Origin of the sequence: Leadbetterella sp. DM7, assembly GCF_040829825.2 — a bacterium.
Classification (GTDB): domain Bacteria; phylum Bacteroidota; class Bacteroidia; order Cytophagales; family Spirosomataceae; genus Leadbetterella.
Genome location: NZ_JBFOLH020000001.1, coordinates 33214 through 55826 on the forward strand (window position 1 = coordinate 33214; position 22613 = coordinate 55826).

Annotated in this window: 15 protein-coding genes; 7 read left to right on the forward strand and 8 right to left on the reverse strand. The window is 42.4% G+C overall.

The genetic code is table 11. From position 1 onward, the window contains the following. The first annotated feature begins 78 nt into the window (after positions 1-78). The 7 genes from AB2U10_RS00145 (at position 79) to AB2U10_RS00175 (ending at position 9440) form a co-directional block, all read left to right on the forward strand. Positions 79-1089, forward strand: a complete 1011-nt coding sequence (locus tag AB2U10_RS00145; RefSeq protein ID WP_367916545.1) for a helix-turn-helix transcriptional regulator — start codon at positions 79-81, stop codon at positions 1087-1089. 48 nt (positions 1090-1137) lie between these two features. Beyond that, the gene (locus AB2U10_RS00150) at positions 1138-1488 is read left to right on the forward strand and encodes a DUF2493 domain-containing protein (protein WP_367916546.1); all 351 of its coding nucleotides are present in this window, start codon (positions 1138-1140) and stop codon (positions 1486-1488) included. 4 nt (positions 1489-1492) lie between these two features. After that, complete coding sequence (locus AB2U10_RS00155) at positions 1493-2962, forward strand: DUF2779 domain-containing protein (protein ID WP_367916547.1); 1470 nt, start codon at positions 1493-1495, stop codon at positions 2960-2962. A gap of 139 nt (positions 2963-3101) precedes the next feature. Continuing rightward, positions 3102-4856, forward strand: a complete 1755-nt coding sequence (locus AB2U10_RS00160; RefSeq protein WP_367916548.1) for a DUF262 domain-containing protein — start codon at positions 3102-3104, stop codon at positions 4854-4856. 220 nt (positions 4857-5076) lie between these two features. After that, entirely contained in the window at positions 5077-5802 is a 726-nt protein-coding gene (locus AB2U10_RS00165; protein WP_367916549.1) for a DnaB-like helicase C-terminal domain-containing protein, read from the forward strand. 122 nt (positions 5803-5924) lie between these two features. Beyond that, the gene (locus AB2U10_RS00170; RefSeq protein ID WP_367916550.1) at positions 5925-6227 is read left to right on the forward strand and encodes a hypothetical protein; all 303 of its coding nucleotides are present in this window, start codon (positions 5925-5927) and stop codon (positions 6225-6227) included. 126 nt (positions 6228-6353) lie between these two features. Further along, complete coding sequence (locus AB2U10_RS00175; protein ID WP_367916551.1) at positions 6354-9440, forward strand: S41 family peptidase; 3087 nt, start codon at positions 6354-6356, stop codon at positions 9438-9440. A gap of 292 nt (positions 9441-9732) precedes the next feature. On the opposite strand, the gene AB2U10_RS00180 is transcribed toward AB2U10_RS00175, so the two are convergent. The 8 genes from AB2U10_RS00180 to AB2U10_RS00215 form a co-directional block, all read right to left on the reverse strand. Next, positions 9733-11193, reverse strand: a complete 1461-nt coding sequence (locus tag AB2U10_RS00180; RefSeq protein WP_367916552.1) for a hypothetical protein — start codon at positions 11191-11193, stop codon at positions 9733-9735. Positions 11194-11274: 81 nt separating this feature from the next. Then, positions 11275-15267 carry an NPCBM/NEW2 domain-containing protein gene (locus AB2U10_RS00185; protein ID WP_367916553.1) on the reverse strand — a complete coding sequence of 1331 codons (3993 nt, stop codon included), beginning with the start codon at positions 15265-15267 and terminating at the stop codon, positions 11275-11277. Next, positions 15212-16561, reverse strand: a complete 1350-nt coding sequence (locus AB2U10_RS00190) for a hypothetical protein (RefSeq protein WP_367916677.1) — start codon at positions 16559-16561, stop codon at positions 15212-15214. Before AB2U10_RS00190 ends, AB2U10_RS00185 begins: the two co-directional genes overlap by 56 nt. 688 nt (positions 16562-17249) lie before the next feature. Next, positions 17250-18605 (reverse strand): hypothetical protein, encoded by a 1356-nt coding sequence (locus tag AB2U10_RS00195; protein WP_367914417.1) that lies wholly within the window; start codon positions 18603-18605, stop codon positions 17250-17252. Positions 18606-18737: 132 nt separating this feature from the next. Further along, entirely contained in the window at positions 18738-19319 is a 582-nt protein-coding gene (locus AB2U10_RS00200; protein ID WP_367914416.1) for a Crp/Fnr family transcriptional regulator, read from the reverse strand. A 263-nt stretch (positions 19320-19582) separates the two neighbouring features. Further along, complete coding sequence (locus AB2U10_RS00205) at positions 19583-20209, reverse strand: carbonic anhydrase (RefSeq protein WP_367914415.1); 627 nt, start codon at positions 20207-20209, stop codon at positions 19583-19585. A 199-nt stretch (positions 20210-20408) separates the two neighbouring features. Continuing rightward, entirely contained in the window at positions 20409-21095 is a 687-nt protein-coding gene (locus AB2U10_RS00210) for a response regulator transcription factor (RefSeq protein ID WP_367914414.1), read from the reverse strand. A gap of 23 nt (positions 21096-21118) precedes the next feature. Further along, positions 21119-22378 carry a sensor histidine kinase gene (locus AB2U10_RS00215; RefSeq protein WP_367914413.1) on the reverse strand — a complete coding sequence of 420 codons (1260 nt, stop codon included), beginning with the start codon at positions 22376-22378 and terminating at the stop codon, positions 21119-21121. Positions 22379-22613: the final 235 nt, after the last annotated feature.

Genomic DNA, 22613 nt, shown 5'->3' on the forward strand with positions numbered 1-22613 from the left:
CAAGTATCCTACTCCTCAATGGCGGATTTATGTGAGGAGAAATTAGGTTAACTTTACAAGCTTTAAACCTTAAACCCGATGCCTGTAAATTTAGATGCCCTATTGCGTTACCACACCATTAATAATTGCCTGCAAAGGCGTAACAGAAAATGGAGTTGGGAAGAACTGGCCAATGCCTGTGCGGAATATGCCGATGAAGTGGCTCACCGTGATACCCGAAATATACCTTCCAAACGGACCATCCAAAACGACATTAAAGTTATGCGATCGGGCGATTTGGGTTATTTCGCTCCGATTAAAACCGAAAATGGCCAATATTTTTATGAAGACCCGGATTATTCTATCAAGAACGCTACGTTAAATAAAAATGATTTCAGGGCTATCGGTACGGCGGCCAAAGTTCTCGGACAATACAGAGGCTTCGATTTCTTCAACGACCTTAATCCTATCTACAGGAAATTTGAGAGTAAACTGTATATAAAGTTACAGGAAGAAAATCAACACGCCATTTCTTTTGAAAAAGACGAAGAGGCCAGGGGCATCCATTACCTGCAATCATTACTGAATCATATTGAAACTAAAACCGTGCTCCACATCGGCTATAAGAAGTTCACAGACAGCGCCTTAAAACACCACATCATCCACCCCTATTTACTAAAAGAATTTGACGGGCGCTGGTACCTGTTGGGTTGGCACGATCAGGGGAAATATATTATCACCCTGGCTTTAGACCGCATGGAAGAGGTTTCGGAAGCCGTGGGTTATACCTACCAGGAAGGAAACTTTAATGCGGAAGAGTACTTTGGTAATACCCTGGGCATCACCTATACCGGTCAACCTGCTCAAACGGTTGGTATCGAGGTGGATGCAGATTTTGCCCCTTTCCTGCTGACCAAGCCTTTGCACAAAAGCCAACAATTATTATGTAACGATGCCCATGTTTATACATTCAGCTTCCGGTTAGTCATTAACCAGGAGCTGGAAAACTGGGTTCTAGCGCATTCTAACCATTTAAAAGTACTTGAACCCATAGAATTAAAACAATCCATTTTAGAAAAAATCAAAAAGGCTTACCATAATTTTTCATAGCGCAAATAGGCTGCACACCGGCTGTTTTCTTTGGATTTTAATTCAAAGATGATGATAATAGCCCTAATTGGAAGTCGTAATTTTAACGATTATGCGTATTTGAAAGAAAAAATGAAATTGTTTCCGGGGATTACAAAAATCATTTCGGGTGGTGCGAAAGGTGCTGATAAACTCGCCGAAAAGTATGCGAAAGAATTCGATATACCCATTGAAATAGTTCTGCCCGATTGGAAAAATCATGGAAAATCGGCCGGTATTTTTCGGAACAGACTGATTGTTGACAAAGCCGATTTGATCGTGGCATTTTGGGATGGAAAATCGGCCGGTACCCGAAGCGGCATTGAGTACGCCAAAAAAACACATAAAGAATTTCGTACCTTTATTTACACATTTACCTGAAAATATGCCCAAACTGTTAACCAAATCAAAATTTCTCAACGGCTTAGATTCCGAGGCCCTTTTGTGGCGCGTGGTCAATCAGCCCGAAACCATCCCTCCGCCGGGTGCTTTCGCGCAACAGATATTTGAAAGCGGTACAGAAGTGGGTCTGTTAGCTCAACAGTATTTTGAGGAAGGTATTGACTTAACTCCCTTCGATTTTCTTCCCAATATCCGGCAAACCCGTCTAGCCCTGAGGAACCGCAAACCTATTTTTGAAGCCGGCTTTCTCACCGGCCGGTTTTATGTAAGGGTAGATATCCTGATCCCTTCCGGGAAGGAGGAATGGGACATCATCGAGGTGAAATCCTCCACCAAACTGAAAGAAACCCACATTCATGATTTGGCGTTTCAACGATTTGTACTGGAAAAATGCGGGTTAAAAATTAATGCTACCCGGGTGATGCTGGTCAATAATCAGTATATCCGTCAGGGAGAACTCTCTACCCGGGATTTATTTTACTTTGAAGAGGTCAACGAACAGGTAAGCGAATTCCTCCATCAGGTTCCCGCATTGGCACAAAACATGCTGGCCGTCATGGATCAGCCCGTATGCCCCGAGTTCCGTCTTGAAGACCTGACTAAGGGTGAATACAGTAACGTATTTAAAGATGAATTTAACGCCGCTCTACCCAAAGGCTCTGTTTTTGAATTATATCGCGGTCAAAAGAAAAAGCTGATAGAACTCTGGTCTTCGGGCATTCATCTAATCAAAGACCTGCCCACAGATGAACAAACCCCGGACAAACACTTAATACAAAGGGAAGCCGCCATTTCAGGGAAACCCTATGCTAACCCCGAGCAAATACGAGCGTTTATTGAGGGGCTGGAATACCCCATCTATCATTTAGATTTTGAGACTTTCAACCCCGCCATTCCGCCCTTTGACGGCACCCGGCCTTATATGCAGATACCGTTCCAATACTCCCTTCATATAGAACAGGCAGATGGCACCATTGAGCATCGGGAGCACCTGCATACGGCTTCCACTGATCCCCGAAAGGCCTTATTTAGTCAATTACATGAGGATATAGGCCCACAAGGAACTATACTATCTTTTTACGAAACCTTTGAAAAGAGCAGGATAACCGAATGGGCAAGTGCAGCCCCCGAATACCATATCTGGGCCGAAGATTTAACTGCCCGAATGCAGGATTTGCTCACGCCCTTCAAGCAGTTCTATTATTACCATCCCGACCAGCAAGGCTCTTGCTCCATCAAAAAAGTACTGCCCGTAATGTCCGATTTATCCTACAAAGGAATGGCCATCTCCAATGGCGGAGAGGCGCTTAGTGCCTATGTCAAACATTTTGTTAATAATCAGCCGCATGATGATAATGAGCAGTTGATTAAAGATATGCTGGCTTATTGTGAACTGGATACTTGGGCGATGGTGATGATTTTGAGGAGGTTGGGGGAGCTAACTGAAAATTAGATTAATTTAAAAAAGAAAAATTAACCCAATTAATTTCTATCTTATAATTATACCCGCCTTCAACTATAAAGCGGGTAATCAATTTGTAAAGATTTAGGTATTGGTACAATTGTAATCGAAAACAACAAAGAAATAAATTATGTCAAGCGGATTTGTAACACCAATAACAATAAAAGATGCGATAGATAACATTGTTAGTAGAAATTATTTACTTCCTGCAATCCAACGAAAATTTGTTTGGAGTAGCGACCAAATTGAAGTACTGTTTGACAGCATAATGCGAAGCTACCCAATCAACTCTTTTATGTTTTGGGAGGTAAAAGAAAGTAAAATAAAAAACGATTTTAAATTCTATCAATTCTTAACTGAATATCGGCAATTTTTTAAAGAAGATAATCACGACATAGACACTAAAAGTAATCCTGACTTTAAAGCAGTTATTGACGGACAACAACGGTTGACAAGTATTTATATTGGTTTAAAAGGTTCTTACGCTTACAAACTACCAAGAAAACGGTGGGTTGATAACGAAGAAAATATCCCAACAAGACATCTATACTTAAACCTTTCAAACCCTTTACCTGACGAGAACGAAAGGCAGATGATTTATGATTTTCAATTCCTAACAAAACAAGAATTTGACAAAAAAACCGAAAGTGACGATATTTGGTTTAAAGCAAATGATATTTTAAAATTTGAGAAAACTAATGACCTTGACAGCCTTATAGATGAAAGCGGTTGGTTGTCAAAAACTTTTACAAAAGATACCATTCGCCAACTTCGCAAAGTCATTTTTGAAGATAAATTAATCAATTACTATCTTGAAACCACACAAGAAATAGACACCGTTTTAGACATTTTTATTCGGACAAATAGCGGTGGCGAGCCGTTAAGTTTTTCGGATTTGCTAATGTCAATCACAACAGCAAATTGGAAATCTGACGCACGAGAAGAAATTCCGGACGTTGTAAAGAAAGTTTTTGAAATTGGCAATCCCGGTTTTCTAATCAGCAAAGATTTTGTTCTAAAAACTTGTCTTGTGCTTTTTAATGACAAAAGCATTAAATTTCAAGTCAAAAATTTTGTTCAAAACGACGTAATTGTTTTTGAAGAGAATTGGGATAGAATAAAGAAAAGCATTATTGAAGCATTTACATTACTTTCTAATCTTGGGTTTAATGACCATAGTTTAAGAGCTAAAAATGCAGTAATTCCAATCATTTATTACATCTATCATCGTGGAATTGAAAACGACATAAACAGTCCGATAAAATACAAAGACGATAAGTTATTGATTAGAAAATGGCTTTGCCTTTCCCTTTTAAAAGGTGTTTTTGGTGGTCAATCCGACACTGTTTTAACAAGCATAAAAAAAGCAATCAAAGCGGAACTTGCAGACACAAGCAAACAACCAACGTTTCCGCTCGACAGAATTAAAGAGGAGTTTAAAGGAAATCCGGCCAAAAATCTTTCGTTTGACGATGATTTTATTGAAGGACTTTTGACAACACGAAAAGATGCACCTAACTGTTTTCCGGTTTTATCATTGATTTATTCGCATTTGAACTTCGGAAATCAAGATTATCACAAAGACCATTTGCACCCTGCGAGTTATTTTTACAACAGTAAACTAGCAAACTATCAAACAGAAGAAGATTTTAAATTTTATACCGACCCAACAAATTGGGACAGCATTTTAAATCTTCAATTACTGAACGGAACTTTAAATCAATCCAAACTTGACACTCCTTTGAAAGATTGGGTAACAAATAACAAAATTGACAAAGTAAACCAACTTATTCCTAATGTTAGTTTAGACATTGCGGACTTTAAAGCATTTTTAACTGAACGTAAAACTTTACTAATTGGACAATTAAAGAAAATGGTAGTGTAATGACAAAAGAAAGCATAGGATGTGAAAAGTTGCTAAGTAAATAACCAAATGAATTGTTTTTTAAACTACATAAAATATTGTTTAAAACAATATTTCGTAAATATAATAAACTCCCCACACCGAGTTGTGTTGTAAAAAATTATCCCCAGCGCAAATACACTGCACCCCATCCTTCCACATTTGTATCATATCAGAATGACAATTATAAAACCGAAAAACAATGCTTGAATACAACCTTGATCTATCATTCATCGAACAAAATACTAATCTGGATAGTGGTGAGTTAATTGTGTTGGGTGGACGCCCGGGAATGGGGAAAACGTCATTTATTATGAACTTATTAAGTAATAGTTCAAGAAAAGTGTGCTTTATCTCTTTAAGCGAATCCTTGGAGGAAATAGCCTATAAAAAAGAAAGAATGAATATATACCCCGACTCTAAAAAAAACTATGATACTATTTGTATTGACAGACCTCCGCTGATCGAATTACTGGAATTAATTGTAACTCAAAAAGGGAATTTTCAATATTTTGTAATTGACGACCTGAGAAGCTTAGAAGAAGATGTCAATCCTCTTTTTAGCGAACATAAGAACTATCAGTTGGTGTTAAGGCACCTGAAAGTATTAGCAAAAAGTTTACACACAAACATCATTTTAGTTTCGTTACTTGACAAAAGAGTGGAAGACGGTTTTCCTTTTAGGTTTTATTCGTCCAAAGAAAAATATATAGATCATCTTCTGATTATTCATCGCCCCGCATATTACCATATTCAAACAAACGAGTTCAATGACCCGATTGAATATGACGATGCTTTTTTGTACATCACTAAAACCAAGCTTTTAAAAGGCCGCGATGACTTTAGGCTAAAATTCAAATATCCGCTCTGGTATTTTCCCGGAGAAAAGTACCTGAATAAAAACGAAAATAATATTGTTCCGTTTTAAAACACTCTTCCTTAAACGGAACTTCACGTTTACCCCTTAATCTGTCGAATAAAAAACATTCCCAGGCGCAAATACACTGCGCACATTATCGACACATTTGCAGAAAACAAACGCAGTATATCATGAAAAATCTTTACCGGGAAAATCTGATTAGTCTGGTATGCTCCCTGGAAAACATTTTAGATGAATTAGAAATAACCATTATTAACCTGGCAATGAGCGGAGAATTTTCAGACTTTAATGATCAATGCGAGATCGGAGAAGTGATGAGAATCAGAATAGAAGATTTTAAAAATGCAGATGATCAAAATATCAAAACCTGCATCGAACTATTTAACAGCATAGAGCAATCCTATATCTATATCATGAACATTAACGCCATTAAACGGAAAGAAATAGAAGGAGATAACCCTAACGAGCATTAACCTTTATGATTATTAGGTATTTCAAAGTCTTGTAGTACTGCGGTAAACAATAACTCATAATTTTCTGTTTAATCGTACCATTTCGTAATTTAGGGCCACTTATCAATTGTAAACTATTATTCATCAATGAAAAAGTTACTACTCATTCTGAGTACGCTGGCTTTGAGCCCGATGGCCAGAAGCCAGTCTACCCCCCATTTTGCTACCGACCCAACCCTGAGCCCCGACGGAAAAACCGCCTATTTCAGCTTTGACAGCGACATCTGGAAAGTGCCGGTCAGCGGCGGCGAAGCCCTGCGGATCACAGCGCTTGAAGGCATTGAAATTAACCCGCGGGTATCGCCTGACGGCAAATGGCTGGCCTTCAGCTCCAACCAATACGGCAATTATGATGTATTTGTCATGCCGCTTGAGGGCGGGGAGATCCGGCAGCTGACCTGGCACCAGGCCACAGACCGGGTCGAAAGCTGGAGCTGGGACAGCAGGAAGATCTATTTCACGTCTGACCGGTACAATAATTTCGGAAGCTACTCGGTGGAAGTGAGCGGAGGCACGGCCAAACGCCTGTTCCCCCATTTCTTTAACACCACCAATGCCCTGGCTGAGACCCCTTCCGGCGAATACATTTTCACCGGTACCATGGAAAGCGACGGCCAGGCGACCCGTAAACGGTATAAAGGAGAGAACAACCCCGACCTGCTGGGCTACCATCCCAAAACGGGAAAGTTCACCCAGTATACCACCTATAACGGCAAAGACCTGAACCCTACCGTAGACAAAAACGGGATTATTTATTTTATTTCTGACGAAAAAAACGGCGAATACAACCTTTATTCGCTTCATAAAGGTACACAGCAGGCTTTAACCGGGTTTCCCACGTCTATTCGCCGGCCCTCTGTATCTGCCAACGGGGAGAAAGTCATCTTTGAAAAAGACTATCAGCTCTTTGTTTACGATGTAGCCGGCAAACAAACCCGGCCGCTCGACTTCAGGGCCAACTACAACAGAAGCCTGGTCAAAAGCCAGGAGTTTAAAACCGAAGGAAATATCTCCGCTTTTGATATATCGCCCGACGGTAAGAAGATCACGTTCGTGTCGCGGGGCGAATTGTTCGTGTCTGACATAAAAGGAAAGTTCATCCAAAAGGTGCTGGAGAGCCCGGAACGGGCTTTGGAGGTAAAGTGGCTGAAAGACAACCGTACCCTCCTCTTCAACCAGACCCGGAACGGTTACCAGAACCTTTACACGGTCAATGCTGACGGCAGCGGAAATCTCAAAGAGCTGACCACAGATGTGCGCAATAACCGTGACATCACCCTGACCCCCGATCTCTCCCGGGCCGTATACCTCAGCGGCAGAGACGAAGTCCGCATTCTGGACCTCTCCACCCTGCAGTCGTCTGTCATTGTAAAAGATGAGATCTGGGGTTTCCAGAATTCTTCTCCCTCATTTTCTCCTGACGGTCAATACGTACTTTTCACGGCCATAAGAAACTTTGAGCAGGATATCTTTGTGCATCACCTCAAAGACAACAAAACCATTAACCTTACCCAAACCGGGGTAACTGAAGCGGGTCCGGTGTGGTCGGCCGACGGCCGCTACATTTATTTTGCCAGCAACCGCACAGCTCCTTCCTACCCGTTCGGTATGCAGGATGCCACCGTTTATCGCCTGGCGCTCGACTGGTATGCCGACCCCTTCCGGTCAGATAACTTCTCCAGGCTGTTTGACGATAAAAAAGACAGCCTTGCCTCAAAGCCGGTCACGATCAATACCGACGGGCTGCTGGACCGGATCACCCCGGTTTCGAACCTTTTCGGAACCCAGTCAGGGCCGGTGACCTTTTCGGTAAAAGAAAAGAACTATATCTTTTACAATTCCAACGAAGAAATGGGCCGGCCCCGGTTCTTCCGCACGGTTACGTCTGACTTTGAACCCGATAAAACAGAAAAAGTGGCTGAGCGGCCCTTCTCTTCCATCGTAAAAGCGGCCGATAAGTTTTACGTGCTGATGGGCGGTGATATTCATACCTATTCTCCGGAATCCAATAAAACGGAGAAAATTACCATCGCATACAAATTTCAGAAAAACCTGGAAAACGAGTTCCGGCAAATGTATTACGAAGCCTGGGCCGGGCTGGAAGAAAACTTCTATAACGAGACCTTCCACGGGGTTGACTGGAAGGCCCAGCGCGACCGGTACGCTGCTTACCTGCCTTTTGTAAACAGCCGGAAAGACCTGCGGGTGTTGCTCGGCGACCTCCTCGGCGAGCTTAACTCCTCCCACCTGGGCTTTACTTCAGGCGGAGACGAAGAAAGCACCCATCTTAAATATATAACGAATGAAACCGGTATTGTATTTGACGGGGCCGATCCGTACAAAGTAGATCACGTGGTGCGGAAGTCGGCCGGAAGCCCCGTTCAGCTTCAGAAAGGCGACGTGCTGACTGCGGTAAACGGCGTAAAGACAGACAAAACCAGGGACCGCGACTATTACTTTACCCTGCCTACGCTACAGGAAGAAATCACCCTTGAACTGGAAAGAAACGGCAAACCGTTTACAGTAAAAATACATCCCGAAGCCAGCTTCTCTTTCAAAGATAAGCTATACGACGAGTGGATCCTGGAAAGCAGGAAGCGGGTAGATCGCCTGAGTAAGAACCGGATCGCCTACTCGCATATGAAGAACATGAGCGGACAGGCACTGGAATCCTTCCTGCTGGATATGGTGGAACAGGAAAACAACAAAGAAGCCACCATCCTCGACCTGCGTTTCAACCGGGGCGGCAACGTACACGACAAAGTGCTGCAGTTCCTGGCGCAGCGCCCTTACCTGCAGTGGCAATACCGGGGTGGGAAACGTTCGCCTCAAAGTAATTTTGCACCTTCGGGCAAGCCCATTGTTCTGCTGATCAACGAGGCCTCTCTGAGCGATGCGGAAATGACGGCGGCAGGCTTCAAAGCCCTGAAGCTGGGCACCATTATCGGCACCGAAACCTACCGGTGGATCATCTTCACTTCCGGCAAAAGCCTGGTTGACGGCTCGTTCTACCGTATCCCCGGCTGGGGTTGCTACACCCTTGACGGCCAGAACCTGGAAGTTACCGGCGTGTCTCCCGATATTTATGTGAAAAATACTTTTGAAGACCGGTTAAAAGGCAATGATCCGCAGCTGGACCGGGCCATAGAAGAGATTCTGAAACAGTTGAAATAAGAAGATGCCTGAAAATATGCAGAATGCAAGACGTTGAGAAAGAGCCTAACATACTCTGGTATGTGATTACGGGCAATTTTTCGGAACAACGCAGCATTTTGGATACTTTTCAGGCAGCTTTTGTTTCTTTTGCAGTTGCCCAATACACAAGTAAGTGCCTGGTTTCTGCCAGCGGATACCCGTTTTGAAGACTCCATGTTTTCACCCATCTCTTTCCGGTCTGATCGTATTTGCGTAATCATCCGAAGAAATCTACGGTTGCGTAAAGGATCAAGGCCACCCTTTCACAGGTTTATTGTTGGCCATGTAAACTAACATACGGGATATGGGTTCCGTAATGTTTATTGATAGCCCGGATTGTCTCATTCGCTAAGACGATTTGTCCTGCTAGAGACGGACTATAGCCATCTTCTGCAAAAAACTCCCTGCTACTGATTTTATACCCATCAGGACTCATGTACTTATTATTCATAATATCCCTGTAAATGGTGGTAATGTCAACTACAGCCCAGTTCAATTGCCGGCTCAGGCTGAATGCTTCCTTCCTGTAGCTTTCCAAACCACTTTCTAACTCAGTAACAGGATAAAACGGAACCGGAAAATATGGATTTGATCTTTGATTAATATATGGCTTAAGGCTCATGCCGACATTAGGGCCCATTAAAGAATCAACTGAAGGGTACGGGTATACAAACATTGCATTCTCAGGAAGTAAATAGCCTTTTTGATAAATATTCAGCTGCTTCCGTACATCATCAACTTTGAAAATCCGGGTAAAAGGCAGAATATGAGTGGGCACCCTTGTATATAAAACACCTTTTAAACCCTTCCTTTTACTGAGCTCCTTTAAAAAATTAAGCCGGTCACTATACCGGGGCTGACATCCCGGACCGGAACATTCAAGACGTTCATCTTTGTAGCCTTCTATCCCGTCTTCAAAAGGCATACTGGCTCCCATTATCGATAAATTAGCAGAATACTGGCTCATTAACGAAGCATCCAACAGGAGGTCAAACTTTTCGTTCAAAACAATATCCTTATAATTAGAATACCCTGCCCGTGTAAATTCGGTCAGCCTTCTGAATGACGGATCATAATATACCGAATTAGGTAACATATAATCGGAATAAGAAACAAATCCCGGGAAAATCTTCACGCCAAGATGATCGACCCTTCTCCCATCATTTTTTAAAGGTTTAAGCACGGGTTTGCCCTTTTCATCGATATCTTCTATAGCAAGATTATTGTTTATTGCTTTAAATTTTTGCAGGCTCCCGCCGGTTGGGTTAACACCTGTGGGTACAAACGCCCCGAAGCCATTCGCATCTTCCGGATCAAAATACGGCGGATAAAACTCAATCCCCATTTGATTGGCTACAAGGCTGGGGAAACTGGTCAATAAGTTTTCATTATTGTATCCCCCGTTTCTTATTCCTGCTACCGGGCCGCCTCCTATTGCAATCATTCTTAAGGGCCGGTTTTCAGGATCTTCTATTCCTTTTTTCAGGATTTCAATGTCTTTGGTATTCTGTGGTTCTTTTCTTAAGGTTCTCCTTACCACAATCACACTGGTATCTCCTACGATAAAGAAGTCAGGATTTTGTAATGAAAACTTATTATCATTTCTCTGCTTGATCGTATCTCCGTCAATCATCAGATACTCCGGAAACTCCGGCTCTAAAATAATATCGTTACGGCAGCTTGTTAAATTGCCCGTAGTGAATAGCAAAATTAAAATTATACTATTTCGCATAGCTGTATTTTTAATATTTATATCGGAGCCGGCTCCCTTATGATATGATAAACAGGGCCGCTGCATGCAGCGGCCCCTACATCATTTTTCTATTACTACCGTCCGGGCCTCCACCCTCTCCCGGGTAATCACCCGAATGTGATATAACCCGCTCATTACTTTATCTGCCCGGAACTTTAAGACATTCTTCCCTTTTGTTCCTTTATAGCTCTCTTCTTTGTATACAGCCCCTGTAGAATTTATCAGCGACACCCGTACTTCCTGGTCTGAAGCCAGATCCACACTCACCGTAAATTCACCCTTGCTCACATTCGGGTAAACGGCCAGAAATGACGTATCGGTAGCCGCTATCCGACCTGACGAACTGCACGCCAGCCTTGCCCTTGCCCAGTTGGCATGGTCACAGTAAATATTGTCCCCTCCGTCTTCCACCACCAGCTTCAGGTAACGGACTCCCGTAATATCCACGCTCATATCTGCCGTTTGAGGTAAGCCGTACGATGGCGTGCCCACTACCGGTGAAGTAGCCAGCAGTGCATTCGTAGCATTGTTATACACCTTGAACACCATCCGGTCTTCTCCGCATACCGACTCGTTGTCTTTCCCCACCGTAGATTTAAAATGTGTATAACTATGCGATGCTCCCAGGTCATAAATGATCTCTGAACTAGCATGGGTGCCGATTCCCGTTCCCGGGTAAGAGGTGCCGTAATTGACCGAGCCCATCGTCATGTTATTGCCATCAAACGACTGTCCGATTTTGGGGGTACTCCCTGTACTGCCCGCTGCGCTTGCATAAGTCCATGAATTGGTCAGATACGCATCTGTGCAGCCCACCGGAGGTGTTCCCGAAAGGGTATAATACGGTTGCCCCCCCGGCTCATAACCGATAGAGTATCCGGAAGGAGTGGGAAACTGCGTACTGTTAGGCGAGTACAGTCCTCCGTAATCACTATATGTATACGCAAAACACGACACCAATGTAGCGTACGTACTGTTCGTCAGGTTCACATCGCTCCGCGTCAGCATCTCTGAAGCCCGCACCACAAACTGCTCGGGGCTGTTGTTGATCTTTTGCACCAGCCACCAGCTCCCGTGAAAATATTTGGCTACCAATGCATGCCCTGTCACCGTCCAATACCCCATCACCAGGTCATTGGTAATAGCACTGCAGCTACCTGAAGACGATACCGTCACTGTAACAGACACCGGGCTACTCTCTGAACACGAACCCGAAACACATTTGGCCGTGTAGGTAGTGGTAGAACCGGTAAAAACCGTCACTGAATTACCCGTATGTCCCGTGTTCCATTGTACCGTAGCCCCTGAGCTGCAGCTGGCCGAGAGCGTGGTATTCCCTCCGCCCGAATTGTGCGAAGTGGGGGAAGCCGAAATACCTGTAGGGGCAGTGTTCGTACAAGGCGTACCACCCCCGCCGCTCAGGTACACATCCATCCAGTTGGCGTGGTCATAGTAATTCTCATCGTTATATTTATCCGCGATAAGCTCAAGTGTACTCTTACCCGCTACGTTAACACTGAAACTCTCTGCACCGGTGGTGTTCCCGTGTACACCGGAGGTCCACACGGTAGAACCATCTGTTTTAATACTGAACTGTATCTTTCCCAGATCCGAACCGTTATCTGCTTCATCATCGCGCCCTACCTTCCCATAAAAGGTCGTATATCCACCACCGCTAAGATTATATACCATCCGGCTGTTGGCGTGAGTGCCTATGCCCTGATAGTAGGACACTCCACTTACCTGCATGGTATTGCCATCAATACTCTTGCTGTCAAACCGCGTTGACCCATAGCCGCTCCACTCGCTGCTGTTGTTGGTGGGCGTCAGAGTAAGTAGCGAAGAGGTACCAGAAGAACTTGTACCTGATTGGTTGATGGTGATGGTTTTAGAGAGACCACCACCAACCTCCTGAATAATTATTTGACCTGTTCGACTTGCTCCGGTATTTACGTCAAAAGTGATATTTAAATTTTCTTCCCCGTAAGAGGATACCGTGGAAATATTTGAAACCCAGCCAGGTTTAGAACCTACTTGCCATGTTACATTTTTTGAATAAACATTATTAGAAACTTGCTGCCAACTTGAGTTTATATTCATTACTGAGTTTGCAACCTCAAGTTGCTTTGAATTGGAGATTGTTCCTACAGGCGTAGCATAGTATGGCTGTCCCTGAATTAATCTATTCCCTACTTTAACATAACAGGATAAAAACTCTCCCTCATTTACGTCTATATTAGCAAATGTATATGTGCGGTTAGAATTATCCGATGCCTGATTGAAATAGGTTTTATAACTTCCTGAAAGGCCGGGAATTGTACCTTCAAAAACGCCGTTTTGACCACGAACAAAATAATACTCGCTACCGCCGGCTTCATACGTTAATGTTATACTATTTCCACTTTGAGATACCGTCTGAAGTTTTATCATATTCGCCGGTGCAATACCATTATAGTTACCGTAATTAGCATAAATAGATGAATACCAATCATCTGCTATTTTATCCAGTAAATTAAGTGATCCGCTATAGTTCTTATCTCCTGAAAAGTGTATTTTAAATTTATTATCTCTGATATTTCCCCCGATGTTATCACTGTTTGTAAACCCGGCATAAATTTTATTTGAAGAATTAAATACACTCTGTTGCTGAGTTATTAATGTACTATTTGTATAAGAGTACCGTCCATTACCTGCGGATGCGGCCGTACTTATTCCCGAATTACCACTACTATTGGTTAAACTATTATTCGTAGATGTAAATAAGGAAGCCTTAGAAACATACCAGGCCATATTTTTCCCAGCATCTCCAATGTAGTCACGGGAGTTGTGGATCAGCCCGTTTAACCTGGATGAGTATGCTGACAGGTTAACATTCTCTGTGCCTGAGTATTCTGTTGAAGCTCTTGCCGCATCTTCTTCACCCTGATGCCATAAGATAGCTTTTACACCATGTGCTGAGCCGTAAAGGGCTAGTGTCTTGAGAAATTTCTCCTGCAATTCAGGATAATCTCCGGATGAATAGCTATCCTTCGTCCAGTGTTTTATTAGCGAGGTTCCCGGAACCGCCACATTAAAAAACAAAGTAGGAACGGCGTTCTCCCAACCTATCTTTTGCCCCAGCAAAGCCCAATACCACGAAGCCTGCCCATTGGGATAAATATGAACCGGGTCATTTAATTTATCCGTCCCATTTCTTAATCGTTCATATTTATGACCATAGGGTAACCCAAACCAGTTCCCTCTTTCCGGGCTGAGTTGATTATACTCCCGGGATTTTTGGTTAATATCAATTACTGATCCCGGGTCAACACCCTGCACACCTGCTGATTCAAGAATACTTGCCCAAAAATCAAACCTCCCGTTAAAGTTTAGCGAGCGCGACATAATATCTCCTTTATTCTCATGAGCAGGCTTAAAAGGAATGGTCAAATCATCCGTATTAGTTCCATCGTGCAGTCCTCTTCTGTGACGAATGTTTTCTACGTTAGTCCATGTTTCTTTTGGAAAGATATTATAGCCTGCAGCATTTGACTGACCTGCGATAAAGTAGACATCGCCAACACCTAATGCAATATAATCTGAAAAGCTCAATACATCGTTTCCGCGATGTAAAAAGAGAACGTACTGCTTTTTAGGTAAATTGTTAAGCTTTCCTGTTACATACACATACGAGCTATTGTTAGTGACAGGGGTAGATATAAAACCCAGTAACGGGTCGTTTAATGGCCTCATATTGTAATTAGGCACTATATTTACGTTATACCTTGTGGTAGCGCCCCCGGGTATCAGATCGTATTGCAAAAGTGTGATCCGCCAATCAACTGTAGGGTTAAAAACCTGAAAACAAACATCTATGCTATTCGAGTTGGTAGTAGTTCCCTGCATTACAGAACCATATACCGGATAAGTGATTTTACCCCAATACGTTTGCGCAAATACCTCACCATAGCACAATAGTGCCAGGAATAAATATAAATATCTCATTATTAAAAGTTGTTTACTTAAGGAATTCTCTGGTGTTGATATAAGAAAAAGAGGTACCGTAATATTCATTAATGGTTTTCAATGCTTCATTAGCTAAAATAATATTCAGAACTTTAGAAAAATCTAAATGATCTTCTTCGTATATCTCCTTATAACTAACTTTTACTCCGTCAGGCGAAATATATTTATTCAAATAAATTAGGGTAAATATATAGTTCACATCAAGCTCGGCCCAATTAAGCTGCTCTGCAAGTTTTGACCGTTTCGGTCTGTCATATATCTCAACTCTTGATTTGGGGTCTGAGCTAGAACTTAAAATCATTTCGTTATCATTTATATAGGGTTTTAAATTCATATTCACATTCGGCCCCAGCAGAGAATCAATTTTCGGAGTAGGATAAATTATTAATACGTCTTTATCCAATAATCGGCCCTTTTGATATTTCTCTAATTCCCTCCGAACATCTTCTACCCGAATTAATTCTAACATTAATGCAGGAGTAGTAATTCTGCTGTTTATCAAAATTCCCTTAACACCTTTTCTTTTGATAATTTCACTGAGCATATCCAACTTAGCACTTCTGTAAGATTGATCCCAGGGACTTTTAAGCGGTTTCCAGGGTTCATAGCCCTCCAAACCTTTATTCATCATGTAGTCATCATTCGGAAAAATATTAATCATAAAATCAAATTTCTCATGAAGGACGGTTTGTTCATAACTAAGTTTAGAATTTAATCTATTCAACCAGGGCTTTTCTCCCATAAAAAGAAGCAGGTTGTCCACTCTGTCTTGATTTAACTTTCTTAAAACAGGAGAACCATCCTTATCGAAATATTCTATTGCAAGGTTATTCTTCGCTGCTTTAAACTTGGGTAACGGCCCTCCTGTCGGGTTAAAATTAGAAGGCACATAGGTAAATACCCCATTAAAGTCATTACTATCAAAATAGGGATTTTTAAACTCTACACCCATTTGATTCGCTATGATGTTAGAAATGCTATATTCAATTTCCTCATTATTAATTGCCCTGCTTCTATTAAAATTCCCTGTAGCTATAATCCTTAAAGGCTTTCCTTTCAAATCAGAGTCTTCTATCCCCTGTTTTAATATTGCTTCGTCTTGTTTGCTTAATGGTTGCTTTATTCGCTTATTATAGTTGGGAATTACAATCGTATCACCTACTATATTTGTGAAAATATTATTCGGAAAGAGATAACGTTTTCCAATGTCTTCTCTAATCCCCACCGTGTCTCCATTAATCACCCAATACTCCGGAAAGTCCGGCTCTAAAAGCACGTCAGTATGGCAACTCATTAAGCTGCTCACAACCAATAGTAGATTTAACAACATAATTCTTTTCATTTTTGTGTTTATTCAATAAAAATTTCAGAAAGGGAGACGTCCTCCTTTTAACACTGCAAAGTTAAGGCGGGATTTACACATAATCTCTTGATTTAAAATAAGAAAAAAATTGATTTAAATCAATTCGTGTAGTTACACAGTTTCATTTCTTGCCTTACCTGACGTTCCCTGATGCATATCCCGAAACGAAATAATATAATTGATAACCTGAGAGAAAACACAAAATATCCCTGATCCCCCTGATAAACCTTCGATACGAATAAACCGTATCCGATGCAAAGAAAAGAAGCGGGCGATTATCCGCTAAATACCGGTGGCAAATAGCTGTATTACAGGTGAGGCGACGACAGAAATTCCCGTGTATTGATCAGCGGTACCATATAAATATCGATGGATAATCTCGATCTCCAATATATTAATGTCAGTAATTCACCGAATCACCAGACAAAAAGAATGCTTCTCTGCCACCGTAGCAATGGCTGCTGCCAACATGAGTAGCTACACCGGTTTGATCGCTATCATTAATAAGGAAAGACCCTCTAAGAAACCAAGAATTAGAATAGTACAATTAAATCTATTCCCTAAAAACAGAGGGGTAGTTTTTTGAACTCCTCAAAAAACTACCCCTATCATTCAATAAAGCCCCTTTTTGTATAAATTTAACTTTTCCGCGGACGATAGTAGTTGTTTACTTAAGGAATTCTCTGGTGTTGATATAAGAAAAAGAGGTACCGTAATATTCATTAATGGTTTTCAATGCTTCATTTGCTAAAATAATATTCCTTAGTTTAGAAAAATTCAAAAAATCTTCTTCATAAATATCTTTATAGTTAATCTTTACCCCATCCGGCGAAATGTATTTACCCAAATAAATTTGAGTATGAATATAGTTCACATCAAGCTCCGGCCAATTAAGCTGTTCTGCAAGTTTTGACCGTTTGGGCCTGTCATACACCTCAATTCTTTTTTGGGGATCGGTGCTTGAATAATCTAGAATCTTTTCGTTACGGCTTATATAGGGTTTTAAGTTCATATTTACGTTGGTACCCAGCAATGAATCAATTTTCGAAGTAGGGTAAATTATAACAGCGTCTTTATCTAATAAGCGGCCTTTTTGATATTTTTCTAACTCTTTTCGTACGTCTTCAACCGGGATTAACTCCAGCATTAATGAAGGAGTGGTAATTCTGCTGTTTATTAAAATTCCCTTAACACCTTTTCTTTTGATAATTTCACTGAGCATATCCAACTTAGCACTTCTGTAAGATTGATCCCAGGGACTTTTAAGCGGTTTCCAGGGTTCATAGTCCTCCAAACCTTTGTTCATCATGTAGTCATCATTCGGAGAAATATTAATCATAAAATCAAACTTCTCATGAAGGACGGTCTGCTCATAATTCAACTTAGAGTTTAACCTTTCAAGCCAGGTTTTCTCGTCCGTAAAAAGGAGCAGATTATCTACTCTGTCTTGGTTCAGTTTTCTTAAAACAGGAGAACCGTCCTTTTCAAAGTAATCTATTGCAAGATTATTCTTTGCAGCTTTAAACTTAGGCACAGGTCCGCCGGTCGGATTAAAAGTAGTGGGTACATAGGTAAATACTCCGTTAAAGTCATTGCTGTCAAAGTATGGATTTTTAAACTCTACTCCCATTTGATTAACAATAATATTAGAAATACTGTACTCAATTTCTTCATTATTAATCGCTGTCCCATTTCGACTAAAAAAGCCTGTAGCTATGACTCTTAACGGCTTTCCTATCAGGTCCGGATCTTCCATTCCCTTTTTTAAGAGCTCTTCATTTTGTTTACTTAATGGTTGCTTTATTCGCTTTTTATAGTTAGGCACAACAAGTGTATCGCCCACTATAATTGTAGAAAAGTCATGTGGTGAGAGATAACGTTTTCCAATGTCTTCCCTAATTCTCACCGTATCTCCATTAATCATCCAATACTCCGGAAACTCCGGCTCTAAAAGCACATCAGTATGGCAACTCATTAAGCTGCTCACAACCAATAGTAGATTTAACAACCTGATTTTTTTCATTTTTGTGTTTGTTCAATAGATATTTCAGAAAGCGAGACACCCTCCTTTTAATACTGCAAAATTAAGGGGAGGTTTACGCATAATCTCTTGATTTAAATTAAGAAAAAAATTGATCAGAATCAATTCATGTAGCTACCTGGTTTCTTTCCTGATACGGCTCAGCGTTTCGGGCGTCATGTTCAGGTAAGAGGCAATATCTTTGATTTTGAGTCGTGTAGCGATGTCTTTGTGGCTTTTCAGAAAGTAGAGGTAACGTTGCTTGTGGGGTTCTAACAGCTTCAGCTCCTCTCTCTGCTCCGCAAGCAGCTGGTACTGCTCTGTCAGGATCCTGACCAGTCGCTCCACTTTAGGAACACGCCTGTAGAGTTCTTCCAGGCCGGCTTTCGACAAAGACAGGGTCTGTGTACTTTCCAGCGCTTCGGCATACCGCATGGAAGGCTCCCCCGAAATATAGCTCCGGATACAGTAATAGAAATCGCTTTCCGTAATGAAACGGGTACACACCTCCTTCGGAGGCCCCCCGGCTTCAGAACGCGTATAATATTCCTTCACCAGGCCGGATACGATAAAAAATACCCGGTCTGATATTTCGTCTTCCCGCACCAGGAAATGCCCCTGTGCATATTTTTTCGGTTGGAGATACCTGCTGATCGCCTCTTCCTCACCCGGAAGGAAAGGAATGATCTTTCCGATAGCAGCAAAAAATGATTTCATTCGTTATGTGTTATTAAATATCCGGAGTAATGGACATATAGAGTAATTTTATACCTGACTTCCCTTCCTAAGACCTGTGCTGCCTGTCAAAAGGTTGTGCTTTTGCAAAGGTACAAACGGAAGCAATACGAAAAAACCCGTTAAAACACGGTATTTTTTTCAGGTGTTTTCACCCGGAATATCAAATATGTTGCCCGTGGACTGACGTTGAAGAACAGTAAAAAGGGCGACATTCGCCGCCCTCTTTCACTCATTTAACCCTTTTATACCAATTTGTAAATATCGCCCAGGTGCTCCGCTATGCCCTGGACATCTATTTTCAAATCAATGATCTTACCTGTAGAAATATCAAAAACCCAGCCATGAACGCGCAGGTTCCTGTCGAGTACCGCCCTTTGCACCTCTTTCATCTTCACCACGTTCAGGCATTGCTCCTGTACGTTCAGCTCTACCAGCCTCCTGTACCGCTGCTCTTCCGATTCAATGGCTTCGAGCTCTTTCTGATGCAGGCGCACCACATCACGGATGTTGCGCAGCCAGGGGTTCAGGATACCCAGGTCTTCGGGCTGCATGGCCGCCTTTATGCCGCCGCAGTTATAATGTCCGCAAACCACCACGTGCTTTACCTTTAAATGCTTTACCGCATAGACCACTACCGACAGGATATTAAGATCATTGTTAGGCGCCAGGTTGGCAATATTCCGGTGAACAAATACCTCTCCCGGCTTGGCTCCCATTACGGCTTCTGCCGACACCCGGCTGTCTGAGCAGCCGATATACAGGTACTTGGGATCCTGCCCTGCGGCCAGTTTTTCAAAATATTCCGGATCGCCCTCCAGGTTTTTCGCGATCCACTCTTCGTTGTTTTTAAATATCTGTGCTATTTCCATAACTAACCCGATTGATGTTGATGCGAAAGTACTTCAATCCCCGTAAGAAAACAACTAAGCCCCCTCTCACACAACATATTCTAATCACATTCTAACAAGGATTAAAAAAGGATAAGAAGCGAAAACTAAAAGTGAAAAACTAAAAGCTATGGAACATCCGTATTTTAATTATAAAAGAATGTTCCTTAACTTTTAACTTTTAGTTTTTATCTATCAACTTAAATCCCACCCCGTGAATATTCTCCAGCTTCACGGCCGGGTCTTTGGCCAGCATTTTCCGGATGCGCGTCAGGAACACGTCCAGGCTCCGGCCCAGGAAATAATCGTCGCGGCCCCAGATGGCCACCAGTATCTCTTCTCTTTTCACCACCTGGTTCTTTCGCTCCAGGAAATATTTCAGCACCTCAGCCTCGCGGTGGGTGAGCTTCTGAACCTCATCATCGTAAGTAAGGGTTAGCTGCGAATAGCAGAACTCGTATTTCCCGCAGAAAAACACATCGTGGGTCACCTGTGTACCCGAAATGGCATTTCTCTTCAGGAATACCCGGATACGCAGCACCAGCTCCTCCACGCTGAAAGGCTTGGTAATGTAATCATCACCGCCCACTTTCAGGCCCTGGATCCGGTCTTCCTGCATGGCCTTGGCCGAAAGAAAAATAATGGGGATCTGCGGATTCTGCTCCCTGATCTTCTCGGCCAGCGAAAAGCCGTCCAGCTCGGGCAGCATCACATCCAGGAGGCACAGGTCAAATTTATCCTTTTTAAAGGTCTTCCAGGCATCCTTACCGTCTGTAAAATGAAAAATTTCAAATCCCTCTTCCTCCAGGCTGTCGCGTGTAACAAACCCCAGGTTAGGGTCATCTTCTACATAAAGTATCTTCGCCATCTTTATTAATTGCCTGACAGGATTTAATTACTGATCGGAATCTTAATTACAAAGGTAGTGCCTAAACCTACTTCGCTGTTCACATCAATTTCCCATTTATGCAGCCTGACCATCTCTTTCACATAATTCAGCCCCAGTCCAAAGCCCTTTACATTATGCACGTTGCCGGTGGGTACCCGGTAAAATTTATCAAAGATCCGGTTCAGGTGCTCCTTGGGTATTCCTATACCCTTGTCTTCTACTGCCACATAAATAAACTGCTCGTCATTCAGGGTTCTGAGGGTGATCTGCGGGGTGTCGCCTGAATATTTCCGGGCATTGTCGAGCAGGTTCCGGATAATGTTCATCAGGTGAAGCCGGTCGGCCCTGACCGTGGTCTTATCGGCTCCGAGGTGAAGCTCGAAATGGTCACCCAGCTCTACCCGCACGCTTTCGGTCACTTCCCAGATCAGGGCATGAAGATCCAGCAGCTGCTTATCGATCTGTATGTTCCCCTTCCCGATCTTTGCCGTAGACAGCACCGCCTCCACCTGGTTTTTCAGCCGGTTATTCTCTGACCGGATAATGTCCACATACTTTTTCATGCGTTCGGGCTGGCTGATGATCTTTTCGGTTCCCAGCACATCGGTAGCAATTTTGATGGTCGAAATAGGCGTCTGGAACTCGTGCGTCATGTTGTTGATAAAATCCCGCTGCACTTCGCTCAGGCGCTTCTGCCGCAGGATAACCGACATGGCATACCCGAAAAAAACGGTAAAAAGAAGGGTAATTACCGAAGATACAATCCAGATATCCAGCTTGGAGGTCAGGTAGCTCGATTTATCCAGGAATTTCACCCCGAAATAATTCAGGAACTTATCGGTCTTGGGCAGCTCTCCTGTTTTCGGGATATCGGGGGTTTCAAATTTGCTGTTGACAAAGCCGCCGTAAATGATCTTGTCGGTATCGCAGTTGTAAATCCCGTATTCAAAATCCGAGCTCAGGTTTTTCCGTTTAAACTCCTCGATCAGCAAAGGTTCCAGCACCGAAGGCTCCAGCGGAAGCCGCAGATTCACCACATAATAATCAGAAGAAAGCTGCTCTACCGGGTTGTCAATGACAGACATATTGTGTGACTGCGATATCTTGTGCGCCACATTTCTCAGACTGATCATTACGCCCTGCCTGAATTGCTGCTCGTAAAGATCAAACGCCTTTTTCATCCAATAGATCTGGATACCGATAATCCCGCAAATGGCTATTACGCCTAAGATGATTACCGTCCTTATGGTCTGTCTGGTCAAGGTTTAAAAAATCTGTAAGGTTGTATTAAAAATGGTAAAGGCGCGCAAATTTAATCTAAATAATGACAATTCGCAATAAATCCTCCTTTTACTCAGCCGTTTATTAAAATTAACCGTGTAAAATCAATACAAATCCACCCGCCTGAAAGTGCCCGGTATCCTGAAATACTACGGCCATATAATGGGATACGTACGCCTAATTGCTTAATTTTGCGCAATTAACTGACAAGAAAGG